Source organism: Streptomyces sp. CA-111067, from assembly GCF_050956065.1.
Lineage (GTDB): Bacteria > Actinomycetota > Actinomycetes > Streptomycetales > Streptomycetaceae > Actinacidiphila.
The window spans coordinates 3069143-3090977 of the sequence record NZ_CP192103.1; the positions used below are offsets into that span (position 1 = coordinate 3069143).

Genomic DNA, 21835 nt, shown 5'->3' on the forward strand with positions numbered 1-21835 from the left:
TCGGCGACCCGGACGGCGCGTGGCGCCGGCCGGTGGTGTGCGTCTGGACTTCGGGTACAACTTCGGGGACTGGTGCCCGTGAGCTTACTTGCCGCCCGACAAGTCACAACCGGCGGGGGTACCTGTATAGCTATCCGCTCACAGCGGCGGCAGCAACCGCTTTTGCGGCTTGCCCATCGCGTTGCGCGGCAGTTCAGGCAGGAAGCGGACCGCGCGCGGCCGCTTGTGCACCGACAGCCGGACGGCGACGAAATCCGTGAGTTCGGCGGCCGTCACGCCGTCGGCCACCACATAGGCGACCACCTGCTGGCCGAGGTCCGCGTCCGGCGCGCCGACCACCGCGGCCTCGCGGACCGCCGGATGGTCCAGCAGCGCGTTCTCCACCTCGCCGGCGCCGATCCGGTAGCCGCCGGACTTGATCAGGTCCGTCGAGGCCCGGCCGACGATCCGGTGGGTGCCGTCCTCGTCCACCGAGGCGATGTCGCCGGTACGGAACCAGCCGTCGGCGGTGTACGAGGCGGCGGTCGCCTCGGGCCGGCCGAGGTAGCCGTCGAACAAGGTGGGGCCCTGCACCTGCAGCTCGCCGATGCCGTCGGCGGACTCGGCGATCCGGGTGGTGATCCCGGCCAGCGGGGTGCCGACCGCTCCCGGGCGCCGCTCCCCCGCGGCCCGCGCGCTCAGCGTGATCAGCGTCTCGGTCATGCCGTACCGCTCCACCGGGGCCTGCCCGGTGAGCGCCAGCAGGTCGCGGAAGACCGGCGCGGGCAGCGGCGCGCTCCCCGACACCAGCAGCCGGGCGCCGGCCAGCGCCCGCGCGGCGGGCTCGTCGCGCACCACCCGGTGCCAGACGGTGGGCACGCCGAAGTAGAGGCTGCCGGCCGCCGCCGCGTACGCCTGCGGGGTGGGCCGGCCGGTGTGCACCAGCCGGCTGCCGGTGCGCAGCGCGCCCAGCACGCCGAGCACCAGGCCGTGCACGTGGAACAGCGGCAGGCCGTGGACGAGGGTGTCCTCGGCCGTCCACTCCCAGGCCGCCGCCAGCGCGTCCAGGTCGGCGGCCAGCGCCGCGCGGGACAGCAGGACGCCCTTGGGCGGTCCCGTGGTGCCCGAGGTGTACAGCACCAGGGCGGTCGCGGACGGCGGCGGCTCGGCGCCGGCGAAGTCGGCGCGCTCGGTGAAGTCCACCGGCACCAGCCGCGCGCCGGAGTCGCGCAGGATGTGCTCGCGCTCGGCCGGCCCGGCGTCCGGCGCGACCGGCACCACGGGCACCCCGGCCAGCAGCCCGCCGACCACGGCCGCGACCGTGTCCAGCGAGGCCGTCGCCGTCACGGCGAACGCCGCCGCTCCGGCCACCCGGCGGGCCACCGCCCCGGCCGCGCCCGTCAGCTCCTCATAGGAGCAGCTCTGCCCGGCGACGGTCACCGCGTCCGGCCGGTCGCCGCCGGTGTGCAGGGCCGTGAGCAGCGGCAGCGGCATGGCGGAATCCTCCTCAGGGACGGCAGACCCCCGGGGAAAACGGGGGGTAACCCCAGTGTCGCCCACCCTTCCGGTTCTCTACGGTGGGTCCCATGGACGCCCGGGACCCGGAACTGAAGAAGGAACTCGCCGCGACCTTGCAGGCCCGCAAGGATCTCGGTGACGAGTACGAGTCGGAGCTCGTCGACTCGTTCATGGACAAGATGTCGCAGCGCGTGGACAGCCACGTGGAGCGCAGCGTGCGACGGGAGATGGCGCAGCAGCAGACCTCGTTCGTGCGCGCCGACCGCCGCCCCATCGGCCCCCCGCAGAGCAACCCGCGCTTCGCGCGGTACGGCTTCGCCGGCTTCACGATGATCGCCGCGATCCCGCTCTCCGCGATCGGCGCGGTGAACGCGGGCACGGCGGGCCTGTTCATCACATGGGCGGGCATCGTGGGCGTGAACATCGCCCAGGGCCTCGGCACCTGGTTCACCCCGAGGGGCCGCCAGGACCGGGAGGACTAGCGCAACCACCCCTGATGCGAGCGAGCCGAGGGCCGCGCCGGTTTCGAAAGCGACGATGAGGAGGCCCTGAGGAACGAGGGGCCGCTCGAAGAGGAGCGTCGAAGCCGGATCCAAGCGGCCCTTGGCGAGCGAGCCTGAAAAAAGGGAGATTAACGCGGGAACCGCCGCACCCCCGGGATAAATCCGGGGGGCGGGACGACGGCGGTTCCCGCGGGGGACGCGGGCCGGGCCCGAGGGCACGGCTGGCGCGTCCGGGTCACCATGGAGTCCGGGAGCCGCTCCGGAAGCCTTGGCGCCACATCTGCGGTCGAGGTGGAGCCGGTGACCCGGCCCCGTTTCGACAACGCCCAATCTGCCGGACGCGTGTTAAGCCCGTGCTGCGTGCGCGTGTCGCGTGTGTACCACTTCGGCGAAGTCCCCCCGGGTTCCCGCCGCCGGCCTCACGCGCGGCCGGCCGGCCTCACGCGCCGCCGTGCCCGGCGAGGAACGCCAGCAGGTCCTGCCGGCTGACCACACCCGTCGGCTTGCCCTCCACCAGCACGATCGCCGCGTCCGCGCCCTCCAGCACCGTCATCAGGTCGCCCACCGGCTCGCCGGACCCGACCTGCGGCAGCGCCTTGGACAGGTGCTTCTCCAGCGGGTCGTCGAGGCCGGCCCGCTTGGAGAACAGTGCGTGCAGCAGCTCGCGCTCCACCACCGAGCCGATCACCTCCGCCGCCATCACGTCCGGGTGCCCGGCGCCGGGCTTGACCACCGGCATCTGCGACACGCCGTACTCGCGCAGCACCTCGATCGCCTGCCCGACCGTCTCGTCGGGGTGCATGTGCACCAGCTGCGGCAGCTCGCCGTCCTTGTGCAGCAGCACGTCGGAGACCCGGGCCTGGCCCTCGCTGTCGTCGAGGAAGCCGTGCGAGCTCATCCACTCGTCGCTGAAGATCTTCGACAGGTAGCCGCGCCCGCTGTCGGGCAGCAGCACCACCACCACGTCGTCAGGACCGAGCTCCTCGGCCACCTTCAGCGCGGCGACCACGGCCATCCCGCAGGAGCCGCCGACGAGCAGGCCCTCCTCGCGGGCCAGCCGCCTGGTCATCTGGAAGGAGTCCTTGTCGGAGACGGCGACGACCCCGTCGGCCACGTCGCGGTCGTAGGCGTCCGGCCAGAAGTCCTCGCCGACCCCCTCGACCAGGTAGGGGCGCCCGGAGCCGCCGCTGTAGACCGACCCCTCGGGGTCGGCGCCGATCACCTTGACCCGGCCGTCGCTGGCGTCCTTGAGGTAGCGGCCGGTGCCGCTGATCGTGCCGCCGGTGCCGACGCCGGCCACGAAGTGGGTGATCCGCCCGTCGGTCTGCTCCCACAGCTCGGGGCCGGTGGAGTGGTAGTGCGACAGCGGGTTGTTCGGGTTGCTGTACTGGTCGGGCTTCCAGGCGTTGGGCGTCTCGGTGACCAGCCGGTCGGAGACGTTGTAGTACGAGTCGGGGTGGCTGGGATCGACGGCGGTCGGGCAGACCACCACCTCCGCGCCGTACGCCCGCATGACGTTGATCTTGTCCGCCGAGACCTTGTCGGGGCAGACGAACACGCACTTGTAGCCCTTGCGCTGGGCGACCATCGCGAGGCCGACACCGGTGTTGCCCGAGGTCGGTTCGACGATGGTGCCGCCGGGCTTGAGCGCGCCGCTCGCCTCGGCGGCCTCGATCATCCGCAGCGCGATGCGGTCCTTGACCGAACCTCCGGGGTTGAAGTATTCGACCTTGGCCAGGACGGTCGCCTGGATGCCCTCGGTCACGCTGTTGAGCTTCACCAGCGGGGTGTTGCCGACGAGGCTGATCATCGAGTCGTGAAACTGCACCGTGTGTCTCCGGGTTCTCCGTGATGGTGGGGCCAGCCTAGGGCGTGTCCGGGAAATCCCGGGCGGACGTTGCCCGCGGCATCCAACGGGGCAACAGATTGTTGTACCGGTCGGTAGGCCGGGCCGGTAAGCAGCCGGCCGGCGAGCGGGCGGTACGCACGACTGGGAGGTGAGCCGGCTCGATGTCGAGGGCGAGGGTGGCACGGCGGATCGCGACCGCGGCGGCGTTCGGCGGCGGTGGGATCAGCCTGGTGGGCGGGGCCGCGGTCGGCCTGTTGCTGACCGAGGTACGGCTGGCGAAGCGGGTGGTGGGCGGTTCCGACGACGTGGCACCGCGGGCGGACGGCAGATACGGTTCGGCGTTCGCGCACCGCAGCGGCCAGTCGCCGCTGCGGCTGATCTTCCTCGGCGACTCCACGGCCGCGGGGCAGGGCGTGCACCGGGCCAGGGAGACCCCGGGGGCGCTGCTGGCCTCGGGGCTCGCGGCGGTCGCCGAGCGGCCGGTGAAGCTGGTGAACGTGGCGCTGCCGGGCGCCCAGTCGGACGACCTGGCCCGGCAGGTGGACCTGGTGCTCGACCCGGTGGGCCCGGTGGGGCAGCCGCCGGAGGTCGCGGTGATCATGATCGGTGCGAACGACGTGACGCACCGGATGCCGCTGGCGGTGTCGGTGCGGCTGCTGTCGGACGCGGTGCGGCGGTTGCAGGAGGCGGGCTGCCAGGTGGTGGTCGGCACATGTCCCGATCTGGGCTCGGTGGAGCCGGTCTACCAGCCGCTGCGCTGGCTGGCCCGGCGGATGAGCCGGCAGCTGGCCGCCGCGCAGACCATCGCGGTGGTGGGCCTGGGCGGCCGTACGGTGTCGCTGGGCGATCTGCTGGGCCCGGAGTTCGAGGCCAGGCCGCGCGAGCTGTTCGGCCCTGACAACTTCCACCCGTCGGCGGAGGGCTACGCGACCGCCGCCATGGCCGTCCTGCCGACGCTCTGCGCGTCGCTGGGCCTGTGGCCGGAGGCCGACGAGCGGCCGGACGCGCGCCGCGGCGAGGGCTTCCTGCCGGTCGCGGAGGCGGCGGCGGAGGCCGCTGCCGAGGGCGGTACCGAGGTGACGCCGGCGGCCGGCACGGCCGGGGGCGGGCGCGGGCGCTGGGCGCTGCTGAAGCGGCGGCGCAGGCGGCTGCCGGAGCACGAGGACGACCGGCAGCACGAGGAGGAGGCGGCAGCGGAGGGGGTGGGCAGCGGCGGCGTAGGGTAAGACGAGTAAGCAAGCGCTCAGAAACCCGCCGCGAAGCGCGCCTCAGCGGCCCGGGGGGCTCGACGGGCCCCGCGGGCCGGGGGCTGGAGCGCTTCGGAACCCGCCTCGACGAGGAGTGTCGCGATGCCAGAAGCCGTCATCGTCTCCGCCGCCCGATCGCCCATCGGGCGCGCCTTCAAGGGGTCGCTCACCCAGCTGCGCCCGGACGACCTGGCCGCCACGATCATCCAGACCGCGCTGGCCAAGGTCCCGCAGCTCGACCCGCGGCAGATCGACGACCTGATGCTGGGCTGCGGGCTGCCCGGCGGCGAGCAGGGCTTCAACATGGGCCGGATCGTCGCCGTGCAGATGGGCATGGACCACCTGCCGGGCTGTACGGTCACCCGCTACTGCTCCTCGTCGCTCCAGACCACCCGGATGGCGCTGCACGCGATCCGGGCCGGCGAGGGCGACGTCTTCATCTCCGCGGGCGTGGAGATGGTCTCCCGGTTCACCAAGGGCAACTCCGACAGCCTGCCCGACACGATGAACCCGGTCTTCGCCGACGCCCAGGCGCGCACCGCGCAGCGCGCCGAGCAGGGCAGCGCCGGGCTCGGCGACTGGCACGACCCGCGCGAGGACGGCGTGGTGCCCGACGCGTACATCGCGATGGGGCAGACGGCGGAGAACCTGGCGCAGCTGAAGGGCGTCACCCGGCAGGACCAGGACGAGTTCGGCGTCCGGTCGCAGAACCTGGCCGAGGAGGCGCTGAAGAACGGCTTCTGGGAGCGCGAGATCACCCCGGTGACGCTGCCGGACGGCACGGTGGTGGCCACGGACGACGGGCCGCGGGCCGGCGTCACGCTGGAGGGCGTGCAGGGGCTCAAGCCGGTCTTCCGCCCCGACGGCACGGTGACCGCGGGCAACTGCTGCCCGCTCAACGACGGGGCCGCCGCGCTGGTCGTGATGTCCGACACCAAGGCGCGCGAGCTGGGCATCACCCCGCTGGCCCGGGTGGTCTCCACCGGCGTGTCCGGGCTGTCCCCGGAGATCATGGGCTACGGGCCGGTCGAGGCGTCGAACCAGGCGCTGCGGCGGGCCGGTATGTCGATCGGCGACGTCGACCTGGTCGAGATCAACGAGGCGTTCGCCGCGCAGGTCATCCCGTCCTACCGGGACCTGGGCATCGACCTGGACCGGCTGAACGTCAACGGCGGCGCGATCGCCGTGGGCCACCCGTTCGGCATGACCGGCGCGCGGATCACCGGCACGCTGATCAACAGCCTGCAGTTCCACGACAAGCAGTTCGGCCTGGAGACCATGTGCGTCGGCGGCGGGCAGGGCATGGCGATGGTGATCGAGCGGCTGAGCTGAGCACTCGGGAGACGGCGGCGGTGACGCTCCGCGCGCGGCCGACTCCGTAACGCAGAGTTGTGACGTAAGTCGCAATCAAATCGCCCCCAGGATGTGATTTTCCCTGGGGGCGCTTTGTTTGCGCAGGTCAGCGCGGTCCTCCTCGGACGGACTAGGTCTATATACCCACCCAAGTCATGACTTTACGCACTGCAAAGGCCAGGGGTTTACCGGCAGAGTGAGTGAGGGGGAAGTTTCGTCCACCGGTCTGGTGGGCATTGCTCGGGTCGCGTCAGTCGGGAGAACGTCAGTGAGTGCCAACTTCACCGTCCTGCTGGTCGCCGCGGGTATCGCCGTGGCCGCGGGTTCCGCCGCCCTGCTCTCCGCCCGCGGTCTGCGCCGCGAGCTGACCGCCCTGCGCCAGGATCTGGCCGGCCTCAAGGTGCCCGCGCCACGCGAGTCGGCGTGCGAGACGGCCTGTGACATCAGGACCGCCGTGGCCGACGCGCTGGCCGACGAGCGGGAACGCGAGCTGGCCGAGGCGCGGGCCTTCTGGGCCGAGCAGGAGGCCAGGGAGACCGCGGGCGACGGCGCCTTCTTCCGCGGCGGCCTCTACGGCGCGGGCCCCGGCGGCGTGCTGCCGCCCGAGGCGGCGGCCGGCCTGCCCGACCTTCCGGACCTGCCCGAGCGGCCCGAGCGCGTCGAACGGATCGAACGGTCCGACCGGCCGGACTACGAGGTGCCCCCGGTGCTGCCGTACCTGCCCCGGCAGGCGGACTTCGCGGGCCTTGAGCCGGGCCTCGACGCCGAACTGGACGCTGGTCTCGACGGCGGCCTGGAACCGGACGCGCCGGAGCGCCCCGAGACGGCCAGGCCCGCGCCGGGCGCGATCCCGCACCCCTCGGGTCCGGACTACGCGCCCTCGCCGGTCGTGGCCTCTCAGGACCAGACCGCGCAGCGGCTCGCCGACCTCGCCGAGGGGCGCATCCCGCTCTCCGACGTCCGCCCCGGCCCGCTGGGCACGCTGGACGTGTACGTCTTCGCCGACGGCACCACGCTGTGCATGACCCCCGGTCACCGGGACACCGCGCTGCGGCTGTCGGACGCGCTGGACCGCGGTGACGTGCCGGTGCTGCGCGGCGGCTCCGCGATAGCCGGCGCCTACGCGCTGACCTTCGCCTTCGGCGAGGAGAGCGTGTACGTGCTCGCCGACCGGGTGGTGGCCTCGCTCTGACGTGGCCGCCGGGGGCCTGGCGCCGTACCGCGGCCCGGAGTTCGGCGTCCGGCGTCCGGCGCTGGGGATCAGGTGCTCGTCGGCCCGGCTAGCCGACGGCCTTCGCCGTCACCGTCACCCTGGCCAGCGCCTCGGCCAGCAGCCGCTGGCCGCCGGCCGGCTCCGCCTCGGCCAGCGCCGCCACCAACTCGTTGCCCGCGACGGCCAGTTGGTCGCCCACGGTGAACACACCGTCGTCGGGGATCAGCCGCGGCTCGCGGTCGGGGAACTCCAGCAGCTGCGCCTCGCGCGCCAACCACCGGGCCAGTTCCAGCCCTTCGGCCGCCGCGCCCGCCTGGAGCCTGCGTTGCGGCAGCGACCGCAGCCGCCCCGCGAGGCGTTCGACAGCGGGGCGCAAGTCGGTGGGTTCGGGCATGGCGCGACCCTACCCGGGTGAGGGTGCGGCCTCGCACCCATATCCGCACGCCCCTGATGGTTGCCAACAACCCACGGCTCGGGCACGGTGGGGTGACCGGACCACATACCGGAGGCGCCGATGTACCAAACGCACTTCTCCGAGGAAACCCACCGGAATCTGCTCGACCGCATTCCCCAATCCACCGGCCGTGAGGTCAGCGACTGGCTGCGAGCCGTCGCCGACGGTCCCTCGTTCCTCCGCTTCGACGAGAAGGTCAGCTGGCTGCGCAGCGAGCACGACCTCTCCTACGGCCACGCCAAGGCCCTCATCCACGAGTACGACCTGCGCCGTGCCGCGCGCAATCTGCTCTAGCCGCCGCCTTCCCACCACCCACCGACGCCGACGGGCCGCCGGGAAGCAGCGCTTCCGGGCGGCCCGTTCATGCTTGGCCGGCCTCTGCCGGACAGGTCAGTCGCGCAGCAGCGCGATCAGCCGCAGCATCTGCAGGTAGATCCACACCAGCGACAGCGTCAGGCCGAACGCGGCGAGCCAGGACTCGTTGCGCGGGGCACCGTAGCGGATGCCGTCCTCGATCTGCTTGAAGTCCAGGGAGAGGAAGAAGGCGCCGAGGGCGATGCCCAGGATGCAGAAGACGATCGCGAGCGGGCCGGTGGTGAGGCCGAGGCCGTTGTTGTTGCCGAAGGCGGCGAACAGCAGGTTGACCACCATCGCGATCACGAAGCCTACGGCGACGGCCAGGCCGATCCGCTGGTAGCGGGCGGTGACCCGGATGATCCGGGTCTTGTAGGCGAACAGCGTGCCCGCGAGGACCGCCATCGTGCCCAGCACGGCCTGGACGGGAGCGCCCTGCCATGCCTCGTTGTACTGCTCGCTGAGCACCCCGAGGAAGACGCCCTCGAAGATCGCGTAGCCGAGCACCAGCGCGGGCACCGGGCGGCCCATGAACGACTGGATCATGGCCAGCACGAAGGCGACGATCGCGGCGCCGAACGCGAGGCCCATGCTGTCGGGCAGCGCGAACCAGCCGAGCAGCACGCCGACGACCACGACGCCGAGGGTCATCAGCGTCCGCATGACGACGTCGTCCATCGTCATCCGGCCGGTCTGGGCCGGGCCCGCGGACGGGCCGGCGTACATCTGCTCCAACTGCTCGGGGCTCATCGGCTGCTGGTCGTAGGGGTTGCGGGCGCCTTGCGGCGGGTACGGGGCGCCGGCCTGTTGGTAACCGGCGCCGCCCTGGGCGTACGGATTACCGGCCTGGCCGTAGGGGTTGCCCTGCGTGCCCGCGCCGCCCTGCGCAGCCTGGCCGCCGAAGCCGGCGTACTCGCTCCCGCGGGTGAAGCCCCGCCGGGAGAAGACCGGGTTGCTGCTCCTCATGTCACTCCTCCATGGCCGCGTGCTGCGGCTCTGTCCCAAGAGTAATGGCTTGGCAAAAAAGCCAGCCAGTTCCTGGTCTGGAGGGTGATCGTTCCCCGAAACGACCGGTCAATCACGCCTGCGGCGGAAAAGGCCGCGGCGCGGCGTGCGCGCTTTGCGCCCGACTGACGGATCACGGGCCGGGGCGGGCGGCTGCGCGCCGCGGTGATCGGCCGGCGCGGCCGGCGGGTCCGGGGCCTCGGCGTCCAGCTCGGCGAGCAGGCCGCGGGCGGCGGCGGTCGCCTCCCGGCCGGCCGGGTCCTGGTCGAGCCACGGGCAGAGCAGCACCAGCCGGCACAGTGAGCCGAGGATGGTGACCTCCCGGGTCAGCCGGGCCCGCCCGGCAGCCGCCAGCCGCTCGGCGAGCCGCGCACCCACGTCGGCGCGGGCCGCCGGTTCCACCCAGCCGACCGCGACGAGCGCGAAGGCGGCGCTCTCGGTGATCCAGTCCTCCGGCCCGTTCAGCAGATCGAGCAGCACCCGCCGCCGCTCGGACCCCGCCCACGGCTGATCGGTCCGGTGATGCGCGATCCCCAGGCACCCGAACGTCTGCACCCCCCTGACCCACAGCTCAGGCCGATGATCGCGCAGCACACCCCCGAACTCGTCATCCGGCGGCACCGGCGGATGAACGAGCACCCCGAGCAGATCGTCGAGCGCCAGCCCGGCCAGCCGCACGGCATGGTCATACGCGGCAGGAATGTGCGGCCAGCTGAAAGCAGCGGTGTCCTGAACCAGCCGACCCGCCTCGGGCGCCGGCGGCGGTACGGCGGGGTAGGGGTCGAGGCCCGCATAACGCCACACCTGAACGCGAGCCCGCGCGTCGGCATCGCCGGACGTCTGCCGCTGGTCGGGGTCTGCCATCGGCCCCCTCGCGTCCGGCTGCCCCACCGGCACTCGCGGGTCCGGGGCTCCCACCGACTCCGCCGACAGTTCCGCGTGCGGGAACGCCAGCCGGAAGGCCAGGCCCGCGCTCGGGGGTTCGACTGTTGAGGACACCAGGCGGCTCGGGCCGTCGCGGTCAGGGCCGGCGTCGGCGCTCTGCAGGATCTGGTGGAGGACGTTCACCGTTGCCTCGGTGGCCTGGTCCACCGTGCCGAGCCAGGCGCGGGACTCGCTGTGGCGGGTCAGCACCACGGCCGCGTAGCCGTGGTCGGGGTGGGCGCGGAGGTGGTCGGCCAGGGCCAGCAGGTGGGCGGCGGCGCCGTCGGCGGCGAAGCGGACGCCGTGCACGGCGGGGGCGGCCTGGGGGTGGGCCGGGTCGGCCGCGGCGGCCCGTTCGGCCCAGGCCAGGCCCTGCGCGGGGCGGCCGGTGGAGGTGTAGAGCTCGGCGATGTCGACCATCAGCGACAGATCCGAGTCGTCCCGTTCGATCTCCTCCTCCCACACCCGCACCGCCTCGTCCGGCCGGTCCGCGGCGCGCAGCGCGTACCCGAGCATCACGCTGGCGACGTGGCCCGGCTCGGCCCGCCGGGCCTGCTCGGCCCAGGCCACCGCGCGGCCGGTGTCGCCGAAGCGGCGGGCCAGGCCGGAGCCGATCGCGGCGAGCCGGGCGTCGGCGGGGTGCCGGGCGATGACGGCGGCGGCCAGGTCGTAGAACGGCCGCAGCGCGTCCCGCGCCGGCTCCGGGATCGGGTCGGGGAGCGCCCCGCCGACCGCGCGGGCCAGCGCCTGGGTCATGACGTCGGGCGGCAGCAGGTCGGGCAGCCGGTCCTGGGTCAGCCAGGCCACCTGCGACCAGGGGCGGTCGTACTCGGCGCGGATCGCGGTCGCGATCAGGCCGACCGCCTCCGACCACTCGCCGCAGGCCGCCTGAAGGTGCGCGTGGCAGACGACCGCGCCGATGTAGGGGTTCTCCAGCGGGAACAGCGCGAGCGCGGCCCGCGGCCCGCCCGCCCTGGCGGCGAGTTCGCTGAGCGCCTCGTGCGTCTCGGGCAGCAGCGGGTCGATGGCGACGGCGTTGCCGAGGTGGCTCGCGGCGTGCGGCAGGTCGCCGCCGTCCATGATCAGCCGGGCGAGCGACGTCTCGCCCTCGGCCGCCAGCCGCTGCGCGCCGCCCCCGGCACACAACTCGGCGTCCCCCGCGTGCAGTTCGTCCACCGCCTGCCCCCTCCTCCGTGCTCGCCACGGCCGAGCCCCCGGCACGGCCAACTGGCAACGAGCCGACCGTAGTACCGCCGGGCGGCCGCCGCGAACACGGGGGTGGGCGCGCGGCTGGCGCATCCGGGCGCCGCCCCGCACGCGTGCGGCCGGTCCGGGCGCCGTCCCGTACGCCGCGGGTACGGCGTGCGCCCCCCGCTGCATCCGCTGATCACCGCAGTGACCCGGCCCGCGGCCCTATCCGGTGGACGCGGAGCCTCCGGCGCGGTATCACTGACATGTGGAGACGAACACGCGTTCGAACATCAGGGAGCAGGCCATGCCACGCCCCGACCACACCCGCGCCCTGCACGCGGCGCTGCTGACGGCCGCGCGCGGGCTGCCGGTGATCCCGCTGTCCCGCACCAAGATGCCCGCCGTCCGCTCCCCGCACCGGGACGAGCTGCGGGCGACCGGCTGCCGCGGCGAGTGCGGCAGACCGGGGCACGGGGTGTACGACGCGACCACCGACCCGGCGGCGATCCGCGCGCTGTTCGCCGTCGCGCCCTGGTCGACCGGCTACGGCATCGCCTGCGGCCGGGCGCCGTTCCATCTGATCGGCCTCGACCTGGACGTCAAGCACGGCACCGACGGGGTGGCCGAGCTGCGCGCGCTGGCCGGGGCGTACGCCTTCACCGTGCCCGACACCGTCACCGTGCTGACGCCCAGCGGCGGCCGGCACCTGTGGCTGTCCGCGCCCGGCCCGGTGCCGAACTCGGTGGGCCGGCTCGGGCCCGGCATAGATGTCCGCGGCGAGGGCGGCTACGTCGTCGGGCCCGGTTCCCGCACGGTCGGCGGCCGCTACCTGCTGGCGCCGGGCGCCGCCCGGCATCCGCTGGCCCCGGCGCCCGAGGCGCTGCTGCGGCTGACCGCGCCGCCGCCACCGCCCCGGGAGGCCGAGCCCGAGCCGCGGCACCCGGCCGAGAAGCGCGCCGCGGGCCTGGTGCGCTTCGTGCTCGACTCGCAGGAGGGCGAGCGCAACGGGCGGCTGTTCTGGGCGGCCTGCCGTGCGTACGACGCCGGATTCGGCGAGGCGCTGGCGCCGGCTCTGGTGACGGCCGCGGTGCACACCGGCCTGTCGGAGCGGGAGGCGGCGGCGACGGTGGCCTCGGCCGGCCGGCTGCGGGCCTCGCCGCATCCGTGACGCGTGGGGCACGGTTGCACTCCCGGGGACCGCCGGGGTTGGCTGTGACCATGACTTCCCGCACCTTGTACCTGTTCGGCTCCGCCGCTCCGCCGGTCTTCGACGTGGCGGGGGTGATCGAATCCGCGCAGGCCCAGGGGTGGGACGTGTGCCTGGGGTTGACGCCGACCGCGGCCCGCTGGCTGGGCGGCAGCCTGTCCGGGCTCGCGGCGCTGACCGGCCACCCGGTGCGCTCGGAGTACAAGCTGCCGGGCGAGCCCGACGTGTGGCCGGCGGCGGACGTGATCGCGATGGCGCCCGCCACGTTCAACACGGTCAACGCCTGGGCGCTCGGGCTGACCGACAGGTTCGTGGTGGGCGTGGTGGCCGAGGCGATCGGCCGGGGTGTCCCGCTGGTGGCGATGCCCTGCGTGAACACCGCCTACGCCCGGCACCCGGCGTTCGAACGGTCGATCGGCGAGCTGCGGCTGGCCGGCGTGAACGTGCTGCACGACAGCACCGGTTCGGTGCCGCAGGAACCCGGCCAGGACAGCCCGGCCGTCTTCCCGTGGCACCTTCTGCTCTCCGCGGTGGACGAGACGGCCGGCTGAACCGTACGCGGTGATCCGGCTGCGGGCCTCTCCCCCGTTCCCGGCCTGGTGGTCGCGGGCCGGGAGCGCCGCGGCCGGGCTCCTTGCGGAGGCGGCTCGCAGGATGGGGAGAGTGCCCGGAGCCGGACTTGAACCGGCACGCCCCCGAGGGGCAGCGAGGTTTAAGCTCGCCGTGTCTGCGTTCCACCATCCGGGCCGGGCGGGGCGCAGGAAAAGCGTATCCGTGCCGGAGGCGGCGAACAGGACCGCAGTTCAGCCATGTTGTCTTATTTTAGGGGTTACTGACGGAACATCAGTACCCTTTGAACGGTCCCAGGGCAGTACAGAACGGTTTCACAGCAGCAACTGTCACCACGCACAAGTGACGTGAAATCGCTCTCCGCAACCGGATGTTGACGCCCCGCAGGGCCCTATGACAGCCACGCGGCACGGGTGCGGGGCAGGCCCGAGTCGCCTTCGTCGTCGGTGCGCACCGCCATCACCTGGTTGACGGCGATCCGGTTGCGTTCGAAGGACAGCGCGGAGGCGGCCATGTAGAGCCGCCAGACCCTGGCCCTGCCGTAGCTCGTGGCGCGGGCCGCGGCCGCCCAGTGCTGCTCCAGGTTGCCGACCCAGGCGCGCAGCGTGCGCGCGTAGTGCTCGCGCAGCGCCTCCACGTCCCGCACCTCGAAACCGGCCTCCTCAAGGCGGGAGACGGTGGCGCCGACCGGGGCCAGCTCCCCGTCGGGGAAGACATAGCGGTCGATGAACTCGTCGATCTCGTACGCCTGTTCGTCGCGCAGCGGGCGGCGGGCGATCTGGTGGTTGAGCAGCCGGCCGCCGGGCCGCAGCAGCCCGTAGAGGGTGCGGGCGTACTCCAGGTAGCGGGCGCTGCCGACGTGCTCGGCCATGCCGATCGACGAGATCGCGTCATAGGGGCCGTCGGGCACGTCCCGGTAGTCCTGCACCCGGATCTCGATCCGGTCGCCGAGCCCGGCCTGGGCGATGCGCTTGCGGGCGAACGCGGCCTGCTCGACCGACAGCGTGATGCCGGTGGCGGTCACCCCGTAGTGCTGGACGGCGTGCAGCACCATCGAGCCCCAGCCGCAGCCGACGTCGAGCAGCCGCTGCCCCTCGCGCAGCCCCAGCTTGCGGCAGACCAGGTCGAGTTTGGCCTCCTGCGCCTGCTCCAGGGTGGTGTCCTCGGCCGGCCACAGGGCGCACGAGTAGACCATGGAGGGGCCGAGCACCAGCTCGTAGAAGTCGTTGCCGACGTCGTAGTGGTGGGCGATGGCCGCCTGGTCGCGGCGCTTGGTGTGGGCGATGCCGGTACGCCGGCGCACCTCCTCCGGCGGCGGCGCGGGCGGCAGCCCGGCACCGGCCAGCGACAGCGCGCTGCGGGCGGCCCGGTAGGTGACCGGGTCGCGCAGCACGGCCGTCAGCTTGCGGGCGGTTTCGGCCATCGAGACGGCCGGTCCGGCCTCGCCGCGCTCCCAGAACAGCCCGGAGAGCCGTTCGAGCGCGTCATAGAGGTCGCCGTCGATGTCGAGGTCGCCGGCCACCCAGGCGCGGGCCAGGCCCAGTTCGCCGGGCCGCCACAGCAGTCGGCGCAGCGCCCGGCGCCGGCGGATCACGAGTACGGGGGCGCCTTCCGGTCCCGCCTCACTGCCGTCCCAGGCGCGCACGCGCAGCGGGAGCGGTCGAGCCAGGGCCTGACCGGCGAGTTCTACGATTCGACGTGCCGCATCAGCCATGTTTCCGAGCGTACGACTGAAACTCGCCGTTGACCCGGGAATCTACGTTGCGGATACACATATATTCGCCGGACGGCCGAACATGCCGAGGGCGCCCGCACCACGGATGGCGGGCGCCCTCGGTTTCAGCGCTTGTTCCGGCTGGTCAGCCGGGGTACTGCGGGCCGTTCAGGAGGCGTTCGCCCGCTCGGGCGCCGGCTCGGCGACGACCGCGGCGACCGGGGCGGGACGGGCCGCCACGTAGAACTCCTCGCGCGGGTTCTCCATCGCGCTGAGCGAGACGACCTCGCGCTTGAGGAACATCCCCAGCGTCCAGTCGGCGAAGACCCGGATCTTGCGGTTGTAGGTCGGCATCGCCAGGCCGTGGTAGCCGCGGTGCATGTACCAGGCCAGCCGGCCCTTGACCTTGATCTTCGCCTTGCCGACGACGATCATCGCGACGCCCTTGTGCAGCCCGAGGCCGGCCACGGCACCCTTGTTGGCGTGCTTGTAGTCCGACTGCGGGAAGCCGCGCAGCCCGGAGATCACGTTGTCGCCGAGCAGCTTGGCCTGGCGCAGCGCGTGCTGGGCGTTCGGCGGGCACCAGGCGCCCTCGCCGGCGGCGAGGTCGGGGACCTGGGCGTTGTCGCCGGCGGCCCAGATGTAGTCGGTGCCGCGCACCTGGAGGGTGGGCGCGGTGTCGACGTGGCCGCGCGGGCCCAGCGGCAGGCCGAACTTCGCCAGCGCCGGGTTCGGCTTCACGCCGGCCGTCCACACGATGGTGGAGGCGTCGATCTCCAGTCCGTTGGCGAGCACCACGTGCTTGTCGACGCAGGACTTCATCGAGGTGCTGAGGTAGACCTCGATACCCCGCTCGCGCAGGTGCTCGAGGCCCCAGGCGCCGAGCTGCGGGCCGACCTCGGGGAGGATCTTGTCCGCGGCGTCGACGAGGATGAAGCGCATGTCCTCGCGCTTGACGTTCGGGTAGTACTTGGCCGCGTCGCGGGCCATGTCCTCGACCTCGCCGATGGTCTCGGCGCCGGCGAAGCCGCCGCCGACGAAGACGAAGGTCAGCGCCCGGCGGCGGACCTCCTCATCAGTGGTGGAGTCGGCCTTGTCGAGCTGCTCCAGGACGTGGTTGCGCAGGCCGATGGCCTCCTCGACGCCCTTCATGCCGATGCCGTTGTCGGCGAGGCCGGGGATCGGGAAGGTACGGGAGACCGCGCCGAGCGCCATCACCAGGTAGTCGAAGGGCAGCTCGTAGGACTCACCGACCAGCGGCTCGACCACGGCGACCTTGCGGTCCTGGTCGATGGTCGTGACCCGGCCGGTCAGCACCTCGGCCCCGGGCAGCACGCGTCGCAGCGGGACGACGACGTGGCGCGGGGAGATGCTGCCTGCTGCGGTTTCGGGAAGGAAGGGCTGGTACGTCATGTACGAGCGCGGGTCGACAACCGTGACGGTCGCCTCGCCGTACCGCATCTTCTTCAGGATGCGGCGCGCCGCGTACAGGCCGACGTAACCGCCGCCTACTACGAGGATCCGTGGACGCTCCGTGGTGCTCATGCCATCGAGTATCCAACACAGGTGGGGGACCCCCTCGTGAGCCCCTTCACAAGGTGATGGGTACCCTGTGCTACCCTGCCCGGCTTCACGATCGGCGCCCCACCTGCGGGTCCTGGACGATCGCGGGCCGCACCTCGACGGCGCCCGGTGATCGTGCCCGTGATCAGCGTCGATCACCCGGCGACCACCGCTCACGGGTCCGGTGTTCGACCACCCGTCACGTGCCTGAAACACTGCTGGGCCAAGGATTTCAGGGGTTTGGACGTCCGAAACCTTGGAAAATTGGCCCGCCGGGCGGGAACTTCATGTGAAGAGTTTCACAAAGGTTCTCGGAGTGCCGCCCTCCGCGGTTCCGCGCGGGCCGCCTCCGCAGTTATGTGTGGGCTGTGTGTTCATCGTGTGCCGGATCTTGACCGGCTCCGCCGCCGGGTATCGACTCGTCTCTTAGACAACGTTGTCAAGCGAAGGACCACTCATGTCAGGACTCCGCAGACACCGGCGTTTCGCCGTCGTGGTCGGAGTGATCGCGTCATCGCTGCTGGCGGCGGGCGCGCTGGCCGCACCGGCGGCGCAGGCCGCTCCGCCGGCCGTCTCCGACCCGACCGTCTACGTCAACCCGCAGGTCGGCAACACCACGGACGGGATGACCTTCCCCGGCGCCTCGATGCCGTTCGGGATGGAGCAGAACAGCCCGGACACCAACGTGGGGAACGCCGCCTACAACTACGACGCCACCACCCTGACCGGCTTCAGCCAGGTGCACCTGTCAGGTGTCGGCTGCCCGGCGGGCAGCTGGATCCGGGTGATGCCGGTCAGCGGCGCCGTCACCGACACCTCGCTGGCGGCGAACATGTCGCCGTTCCGGCACTCCACCGAGCAGTCCACGCCCGGCTACTACGCGGTGACGCTGGACAAGTCGAACATCAGGGCCGAGCTGACCGCCTCGACCCGGGTGGGCATGGACCGCTTCAGCTACCCGGCCGACACCGCCGCGCCCAAGGTGGTCGTCGATGTCGGCGACGTGTGGGGGCAGACGTTCGCCAGCGACGTGAAGGTGGTCGGCGACAAGATCCAGGGGTCGGTGACCAGCGGCTCGTTCTGCGGTGACGGGCGGCCCAGCCGGTACACCGTCTACTTCAGCATGACGCTCAATCAGCCGATCACCGACGTGGCCACCTGGAACCGCGGCGAGAAGACGCCGACCGAGGGACGTACCTCGGCCACCGGCGGCGCGGTGATCTCGGTGGCGCCCCACCCGAAGGCGCCGGTGGTGACCACCACCGGGATCTCCTACAGCTCGGTGGCGGGCGCGGAGAAGAACCGGGTGGCGGAGGCCACCGGTTCGCAGGGCAGGCCGCTCGCGTTCGACGCGATGCGGGCCGCCACCCACAAGGCGTGGCAGCACCAGTTGCTGTCGGTGAAGGTGTCGACCGACTCCACGGCCGACCTGAAGACCTTCTACACCGCGCTCTACCACGGCCTGCTGCACCCGTCGGTGGCACAGGACGTGGACGGCACCTACCAGGGCTTCGACGGCAAGCCGCACAAGGTGGCCAAGGGGCACGACTACTACCAGATGTTCTCCATGTGGGACACCTACAGATCGCAGAACCAGCTGGTGGCGCTGCTCGAACCACAGCGGGCCACCGACATGGCGCAGACGATCCTGGACATCTACCAGCAGGCCGGCTGGGTGCCGCGCTGGTCGCTCGGCCAGGCCGAGACCAACGCCACCAGCGGCGACCCGGTGACCCCGTTCGTCGTATCGCTGTACTCCCGGGGCCTGTTGGGCAAGAAGCTGGCGAACGACCTGTTCGACGCGCTGTGGAAGAACGTCAACGAGACGCCGCCGCCGTCCACGAACATCAACGGCCGGGCGTACAACCCCGATTACCTGGCCAAGGGCTACATCCCGTCCTCGAAGATCCCGAACGAGGCGGCCTCGATCGGCCTGGAGTACTCGCTCGCGGACTGCGCGCTCGGCACCATGGCGCGCGGGCTCGGCAAGGACGCCGAGGCCAGGCAACTACAGCCGCGCTGCGACGCGTTCAGCAACATCTGGGACACCTCGGCGACGTCGATGGGCTACACCGGCTTCCCGCAGGTGCGCGGTGACGACGGCGGCTTCGTGCCGGCCGACTCGGTGGTGGACGGCACCGGCTTCAAGGAGGGCACCGCCTGGCAGTACCAGTGGCTGGGCCAGCAGGACCCGAACAAGCTGTTCGGCCTGATGGGCGGTTCGGCGCTGGCGGAGTCGCGGCTCGACACGTTCTTCTCGATGCCCGCGGTGATGGCCGACCCGGCCACGGCCGCGTCGAAGAACTGGGTGACCGGCTCGATCGACTACGCCGGCCACTACCAGTTCAACCCGAACAACGAGCCGGACTTCCACGCCCCGTGGATGTACGCCTGGACCAGCAGCCCGTGGAAGACCTCCGCGGTCACCCGCGCGCAGCGGGCGCTGTTCACCGACGGCCCGCAGGGCATCCCCGGCAACGACGACCTCGGCGCGACCTCCGCGGTCGCGGTCTTCGAGATGCTCGGCATGTTCGAGGCGCAGCCGGGCTCCGGCAACTACGTGCTGTCGGCGCCGATGTTCCCGAAGGCGGTGATCACGCAGTCCGACGGCACCAAGCTCACCGTCAACGCCCCGGGCGCGTCCTCCACCAGCCTCCAGTACGTCAAGTCCCTGAAGGCGGGCGGCACTCCGACCACGAAGAGCTGGATCTCGCACCGGGACCTGCTCAAGTCGGGCACGCTCACCTTCAAGCTGACCACGGACCCGGCCTCCACGAGCTGGGGCGTCGGCACGCCCAACCAGCCGCCGGCGATGTCCGGCACGAAGGGGTAACCCCCGGCGGAACCAGAGGACCAGGCGAACGGGCCGGGGCGGCAAACATCCGCCCCGGCCCGTTCGCGTCGCTAACCGGCGTCCGCTGCCGTGCCCTCTGCCGTGTCTTCTGCCGTCTTCCAGGCGATGCCGTCGAGGATGTCGTGCTCGCTCACCACTACCTCCTGGGCTCCGGTGCGGTCCATGATGCGGAGCAGGACCAGGGCGCCGGCGGCGATCACGTCCACGCGGCCCTCGTGCATGACCGGGATCGCGGCGCGTTCGGCGTGGGTGGCGGTCAGGAGGCGGGTGGTGATCTCGCGGACCCGGTCCACCGATACGCGGGAGTGGTGGATCGCGGTGGAGTCGTAGGCCGGGAGGTCGAGGGCGATGCCGGCGATGGTGGTGACGGAGCCGGCCAGGCCGACCAGGGTGCGGGCCCGGTCGAGGGGGACCGTGCGGGCGGCCTCGTCCAGGGCCGCGTCGATGTCGGCGGTGATCGCGGCGACCAGGTCGGGGGTGGGCGGGTCGGTGAGCCGGCCGTCGTGCAGCAGGTGCCGTTCCGTCATCCGTACGCAGCCGATGTCCACCGAGCGGGCCGCCGTCACCTCGCGGTCGCCGAGGACGAGCTCGGTGGAGCCGCCGCCGATGTCCACCACCAGGTAGGGGCGTTCGAGGCCGTGGCCGCCGGTCAGTTCGCAGGTGGCGCCGGTGAAGGACAGGGCGGCCTCCTCGTCGCCGCTGATCACCTCGGGGCCGACGCCCAGCGCCTCCCGCACCCCGCGGACGAAGTCGTCCCGGTTGTCGGCGTCGCGCGAGGCGGAGGTGGCCACGAACCTGACCCGTTCGGCGGGCACGCCGTGCTCGCGGATCACCTCGGCGTATTCGCGGCAGGCCGCGAACGTGCGCTCCAGCGCCTCCGGCGCGAGCCGTCCGGTGCGGTCCACGCCCTGGCCGAGCCGGACGATCCGCATCCGCCGGTCCAGGTCGGCCAGCGTGCCGCTGCCGGTGTCGAGGTCGGCGACCAGCAGCCTGATGGAGTTCGTGCCGCAGTCGATCGCGGCGACCCGGGTGGCCGTCACCTGGCGTCCTCCGTCCCGGCCCGCTGCACGCAGGGCCCCTTGGCCCACCAGTCGGGCAGCATCGCCAGCGCCTCGTCGCCCAGCGGGTTCACGCCGGGACCGGCCGCCAGCGAGTGGGCGACCAGGACGTGCAGGCACTTGACCCGGTCGGGCATGCCGCCCGCGCTCGGAAAGCCCTCAAGGACGTCGATGGCGTCCCGGCGCGCGAGGTAGTCCTCGTGCGCGGCGCGGTAGCGGGCGGCCAGGTCCGGGTCGGTCGCCAGCCGGGCGGACATCTCCTTCATCACGCCGTCCGCCTCCAGCGTGCCGATCGCGGAGGCGGCCCGCGGGCAGGTCAGGTAGTACGTGGTCGGGAACGGGGTGCCGTCCTCCAGCCGGGGCTGGGTCTCCACCACGTCGGGGTTGCCGCACGGGCAGCGGTGCGCGACCGCGCGCAGGCCGCGCGGCGGCCGGCCGAGCTGGGCCCGTACGGCGGCGAGGTCCGCGTCGGTGGCGGGGGTGCTGCCCTGCGGGGCCCGGGGGGCGGGGGCGGGCTGGGGGTCGGGCGCGTTGTCCATGGGCCGTTCTGTCCGGAGGTGGGCGGTGATCGGGTGGGTGTCAGTGGGGCGAGTGGCGAGGCGAGTGGCCGGCGGCGGGATCTGCCGGAGCGCGGGCCGGGGACCCGGGCGCGGGCCGGGGCGCCGTTCCGGATCTGCCCAGGGGCAGCCGGCTCAGCGCCGGGCCGCGGGCGCCGCCGCGTCGGTGTCGGCCTGGTCGACCCCGTCGAACAGGTTGTCGTACCAGGGGCGGTGCGCCGCCGCGTCGTTGACCGGGTGCCGGCCGCCGGCCTGGTCGGCCGTGCCGCTGGGCGCGGGGGACGGCACCTCGAACCCGGTCTCGCCCGGCAGCACGTAGTGCAGGTGCTCGCGTGCCTGGGTGCGGACGTACTCCGGGTCCTGCCAGCGGGCCTTCTCCTCGCGGAGCTGCTCCACCTTGCGCTGCGCCTGCTGCGCCTCGCGGCGCTGGTCGGCGATGTCGGACCGCTGGGCGATGTACTGCCGCATCGGGTAGGCGAGCGCCACCACCAGTGCGCACAGCACCAGGGCGAGCAGCGCGGCCCTGCCGGTCAGCCGGCTGCGCCGCAGCGGGCGCGGGGGGCGGTTGGCGGCACGGTAGACCCGGGCCTGCGCCTCGTGGCCGATCGCCTTGAGCCGCGCCGCGGTGGAGAACCGGTCAGCCGCCACGCCGTCACTCCCCTCCACCGTTCCGTCGCCGTTCCCGCCCGCTCGTACGTCTCCGCACGCTCGTACGTGCCCGC

At 72.8% G+C, this 21835-nt stretch carries 18 protein-coding genes and 1 tRNA gene; 8 read left to right on the top strand and 11 right to left on the bottom strand.

Features of this window, described 5'->3' with window-relative positions; genetic code table 11:
* Positions 1 to 138: 138 nt before the first annotated feature.
* Positions 139 to 1473, bottom strand: a complete 1335-nt coding sequence (locus tag ACQPW6_RS13275; protein ID WP_433889798.1) for an AMP-binding protein — start codon at positions 1471 to 1473, stop codon at positions 139 to 141.
* A gap of 92 nt (positions 1474 to 1565) precedes the next feature.
* On the opposite strand from ACQPW6_RS13275, the gene ACQPW6_RS13280 reads away from it, so the two are divergent.
* Positions 1566 to 1979: a hypothetical protein gene (locus ACQPW6_RS13280; protein WP_433889799.1), complete on the top strand. Its 414-nt coding sequence runs from the start codon at positions 1566 to 1568 to the stop codon at positions 1977 to 1979.
* Positions 1980 to 2439: 460 nt separating this feature from the next.
* On the opposite strand, the gene ACQPW6_RS13285 is transcribed toward ACQPW6_RS13280, so the two are convergent.
* Positions 2440 to 3828, bottom strand: coding sequence for a cystathionine beta-synthase (locus ACQPW6_RS13285; RefSeq protein WP_433889800.1), 1389 nt, complete (start codon positions 3826 to 3828; stop codon positions 2440 to 2442).
* A 182-nt stretch (positions 3829 to 4010) separates the two neighbouring features.
* On the opposite strand from ACQPW6_RS13285, the gene ACQPW6_RS13290 reads away from it, so the two are divergent.
* The 3 genes from ACQPW6_RS13290 to ACQPW6_RS13300 all read left to right on the top strand — a co-directional run bounded on the left by ACQPW6_RS13290 (position 4011) and on the right by ACQPW6_RS13300 (position 7641).
* Complete coding sequence (locus ACQPW6_RS13290; protein ID WP_433889801.1) at positions 4011 to 5075, top strand: SGNH/GDSL hydrolase family protein; 1065 nt, start codon at positions 4011 to 4013, stop codon at positions 5073 to 5075.
* A gap of 123 nt (positions 5076 to 5198) precedes the next feature.
* Complete coding sequence (locus tag ACQPW6_RS13295) at positions 5199 to 6428, top strand: acetyl-CoA C-acetyltransferase (protein WP_433889802.1); 1230 nt, start codon at positions 5199 to 5201, stop codon at positions 6426 to 6428.
* 289 nt (positions 6429 to 6717) lie between these two features.
* Positions 6718 to 7641, top strand: a complete 924-nt coding sequence (locus ACQPW6_RS13300) for a hypothetical protein (protein WP_433889803.1) — start codon at positions 6718 to 6720, stop codon at positions 7639 to 7641.
* 88 nt (positions 7642 to 7729) lie between these two features.
* On the opposite strand, the gene ACQPW6_RS13305 is transcribed toward ACQPW6_RS13300, so the two are convergent.
* Positions 7730 to 8056: a hypothetical protein gene (locus tag ACQPW6_RS13305; protein WP_433889804.1), complete on the bottom strand. Its 327-nt coding sequence runs from the start codon at positions 8054 to 8056 to the stop codon at positions 7730 to 7732.
* Between the two features lie 120 nt (positions 8057 to 8176).
* Here ACQPW6_RS13305 and ACQPW6_RS13310 point away from each other — a divergent pair, with 120 nt between their 5' ends.
* A complete protein-coding gene (locus tag ACQPW6_RS13310) occupies positions 8177 to 8410 on the top strand; it encodes a DUF4287 domain-containing protein (RefSeq protein ID WP_433889805.1) in 234 nt (77 codons plus the stop codon).
* Between the two features lie 96 nt (positions 8411 to 8506).
* On the opposite strand, the gene ACQPW6_RS13315 is transcribed toward ACQPW6_RS13310, so the two are convergent.
* On the bottom strand, positions 8507 to 9436 hold the full coding sequence (locus ACQPW6_RS13315; RefSeq protein ID WP_433889806.1) for a Bax inhibitor-1/YccA family protein: 930 nt from the start codon (positions 9434 to 9436) through the stop codon (positions 8507 to 8509).
* Positions 9437 to 9544: 108 nt separating this feature from the next.
* Complete coding sequence (locus ACQPW6_RS13320; protein ID WP_433889807.1) at positions 9545 to 11575, bottom strand: tetratricopeptide repeat protein; 2031 nt, start codon at positions 11573 to 11575, stop codon at positions 9545 to 9547.
* Between the two features lie 319 nt (positions 11576 to 11894).
* On the opposite strand from ACQPW6_RS13320, the gene ACQPW6_RS13325 reads away from it, so the two are divergent.
* Both ACQPW6_RS13325 and ACQPW6_RS13330 read left to right on the top strand, forming a co-directional pair.
* Complete coding sequence (locus tag ACQPW6_RS13325) at positions 11895 to 12758, top strand: bifunctional DNA primase/polymerase (protein ID WP_433889808.1); 864 nt, start codon at positions 11895 to 11897, stop codon at positions 12756 to 12758.
* Positions 12759 to 12808: 50 nt separating this feature from the next.
* Positions 12809 to 13348 carry a flavoprotein gene (locus ACQPW6_RS13330; protein ID WP_433889809.1) on the top strand — a complete coding sequence of 180 codons (540 nt, stop codon included), beginning with the start codon at positions 12809 to 12811 and terminating at the stop codon, positions 13346 to 13348.
* 113 nt (positions 13349 to 13461) lie between these two features.
* Here the strand turns inward: ACQPW6_RS13330 and ACQPW6_RS13335 are convergent.
* The 3 genes from ACQPW6_RS13335 to ACQPW6_RS13345 all read right to left on the bottom strand — a co-directional run bounded on the left by ACQPW6_RS13335 (position 13462) and on the right by ACQPW6_RS13345 (position 16626).
* Positions 13462 to 13544, bottom strand: a tRNA-Leu gene (locus ACQPW6_RS13335).
* A gap of 214 nt (positions 13545 to 13758) precedes the next feature.
* Positions 13759 to 15081: a class I SAM-dependent methyltransferase gene (locus tag ACQPW6_RS13340; RefSeq protein ID WP_433889810.1), complete on the bottom strand. Its 1323-nt coding sequence runs from the start codon at positions 15079 to 15081 to the stop codon at positions 13759 to 13761.
* A 168-nt stretch (positions 15082 to 15249) separates the two neighbouring features.
* On the bottom strand, positions 15250 to 16626 hold the full coding sequence (locus ACQPW6_RS13345) for an NAD(P)/FAD-dependent oxidoreductase (RefSeq protein WP_433889811.1): 1377 nt from the start codon (positions 16624 to 16626) through the stop codon (positions 15250 to 15252).
* A gap of 475 nt (positions 16627 to 17101) precedes the next feature.
* Here ACQPW6_RS13345 and ACQPW6_RS13350 point away from each other — a divergent pair, with 475 nt between their 5' ends.
* Complete coding sequence (locus ACQPW6_RS13350; RefSeq protein WP_433889812.1) at positions 17102 to 19477, top strand: GH92 family glycosyl hydrolase; 2376 nt, start codon at positions 17102 to 17104, stop codon at positions 19475 to 19477.
* 71 nt (positions 19478 to 19548) lie between these two features.
* Here the strand turns inward: ACQPW6_RS13350 and ACQPW6_RS13355 are convergent, their stop codons facing one another.
* From ACQPW6_RS13355 to ACQPW6_RS13365, 3 genes are all read right to left on the bottom strand, one after another.
* Positions 19549 to 20538 (bottom strand): exopolyphosphatase, encoded by a 990-nt coding sequence (locus ACQPW6_RS13355; protein WP_433889813.1) that lies wholly within the window; start codon positions 20536 to 20538, stop codon positions 19549 to 19551.
* A complete protein-coding gene (locus ACQPW6_RS13360; protein WP_433889814.1) occupies positions 20535 to 21095 on the bottom strand; it encodes a DUF501 domain-containing protein in 561 nt (186 codons plus the stop codon). Before ACQPW6_RS13360 ends, ACQPW6_RS13355 begins: the two co-directional genes overlap by 4 nt.
* Before the next feature lie 153 nt (positions 21096 to 21248).
* A complete protein-coding gene (locus ACQPW6_RS13365) occupies positions 21249 to 21761 on the bottom strand; it encodes an FtsB family cell division protein (RefSeq protein ID WP_433889815.1) in 513 nt (170 codons plus the stop codon).
* Positions 21762 to 21835: the final 74 nt, after the last annotated feature.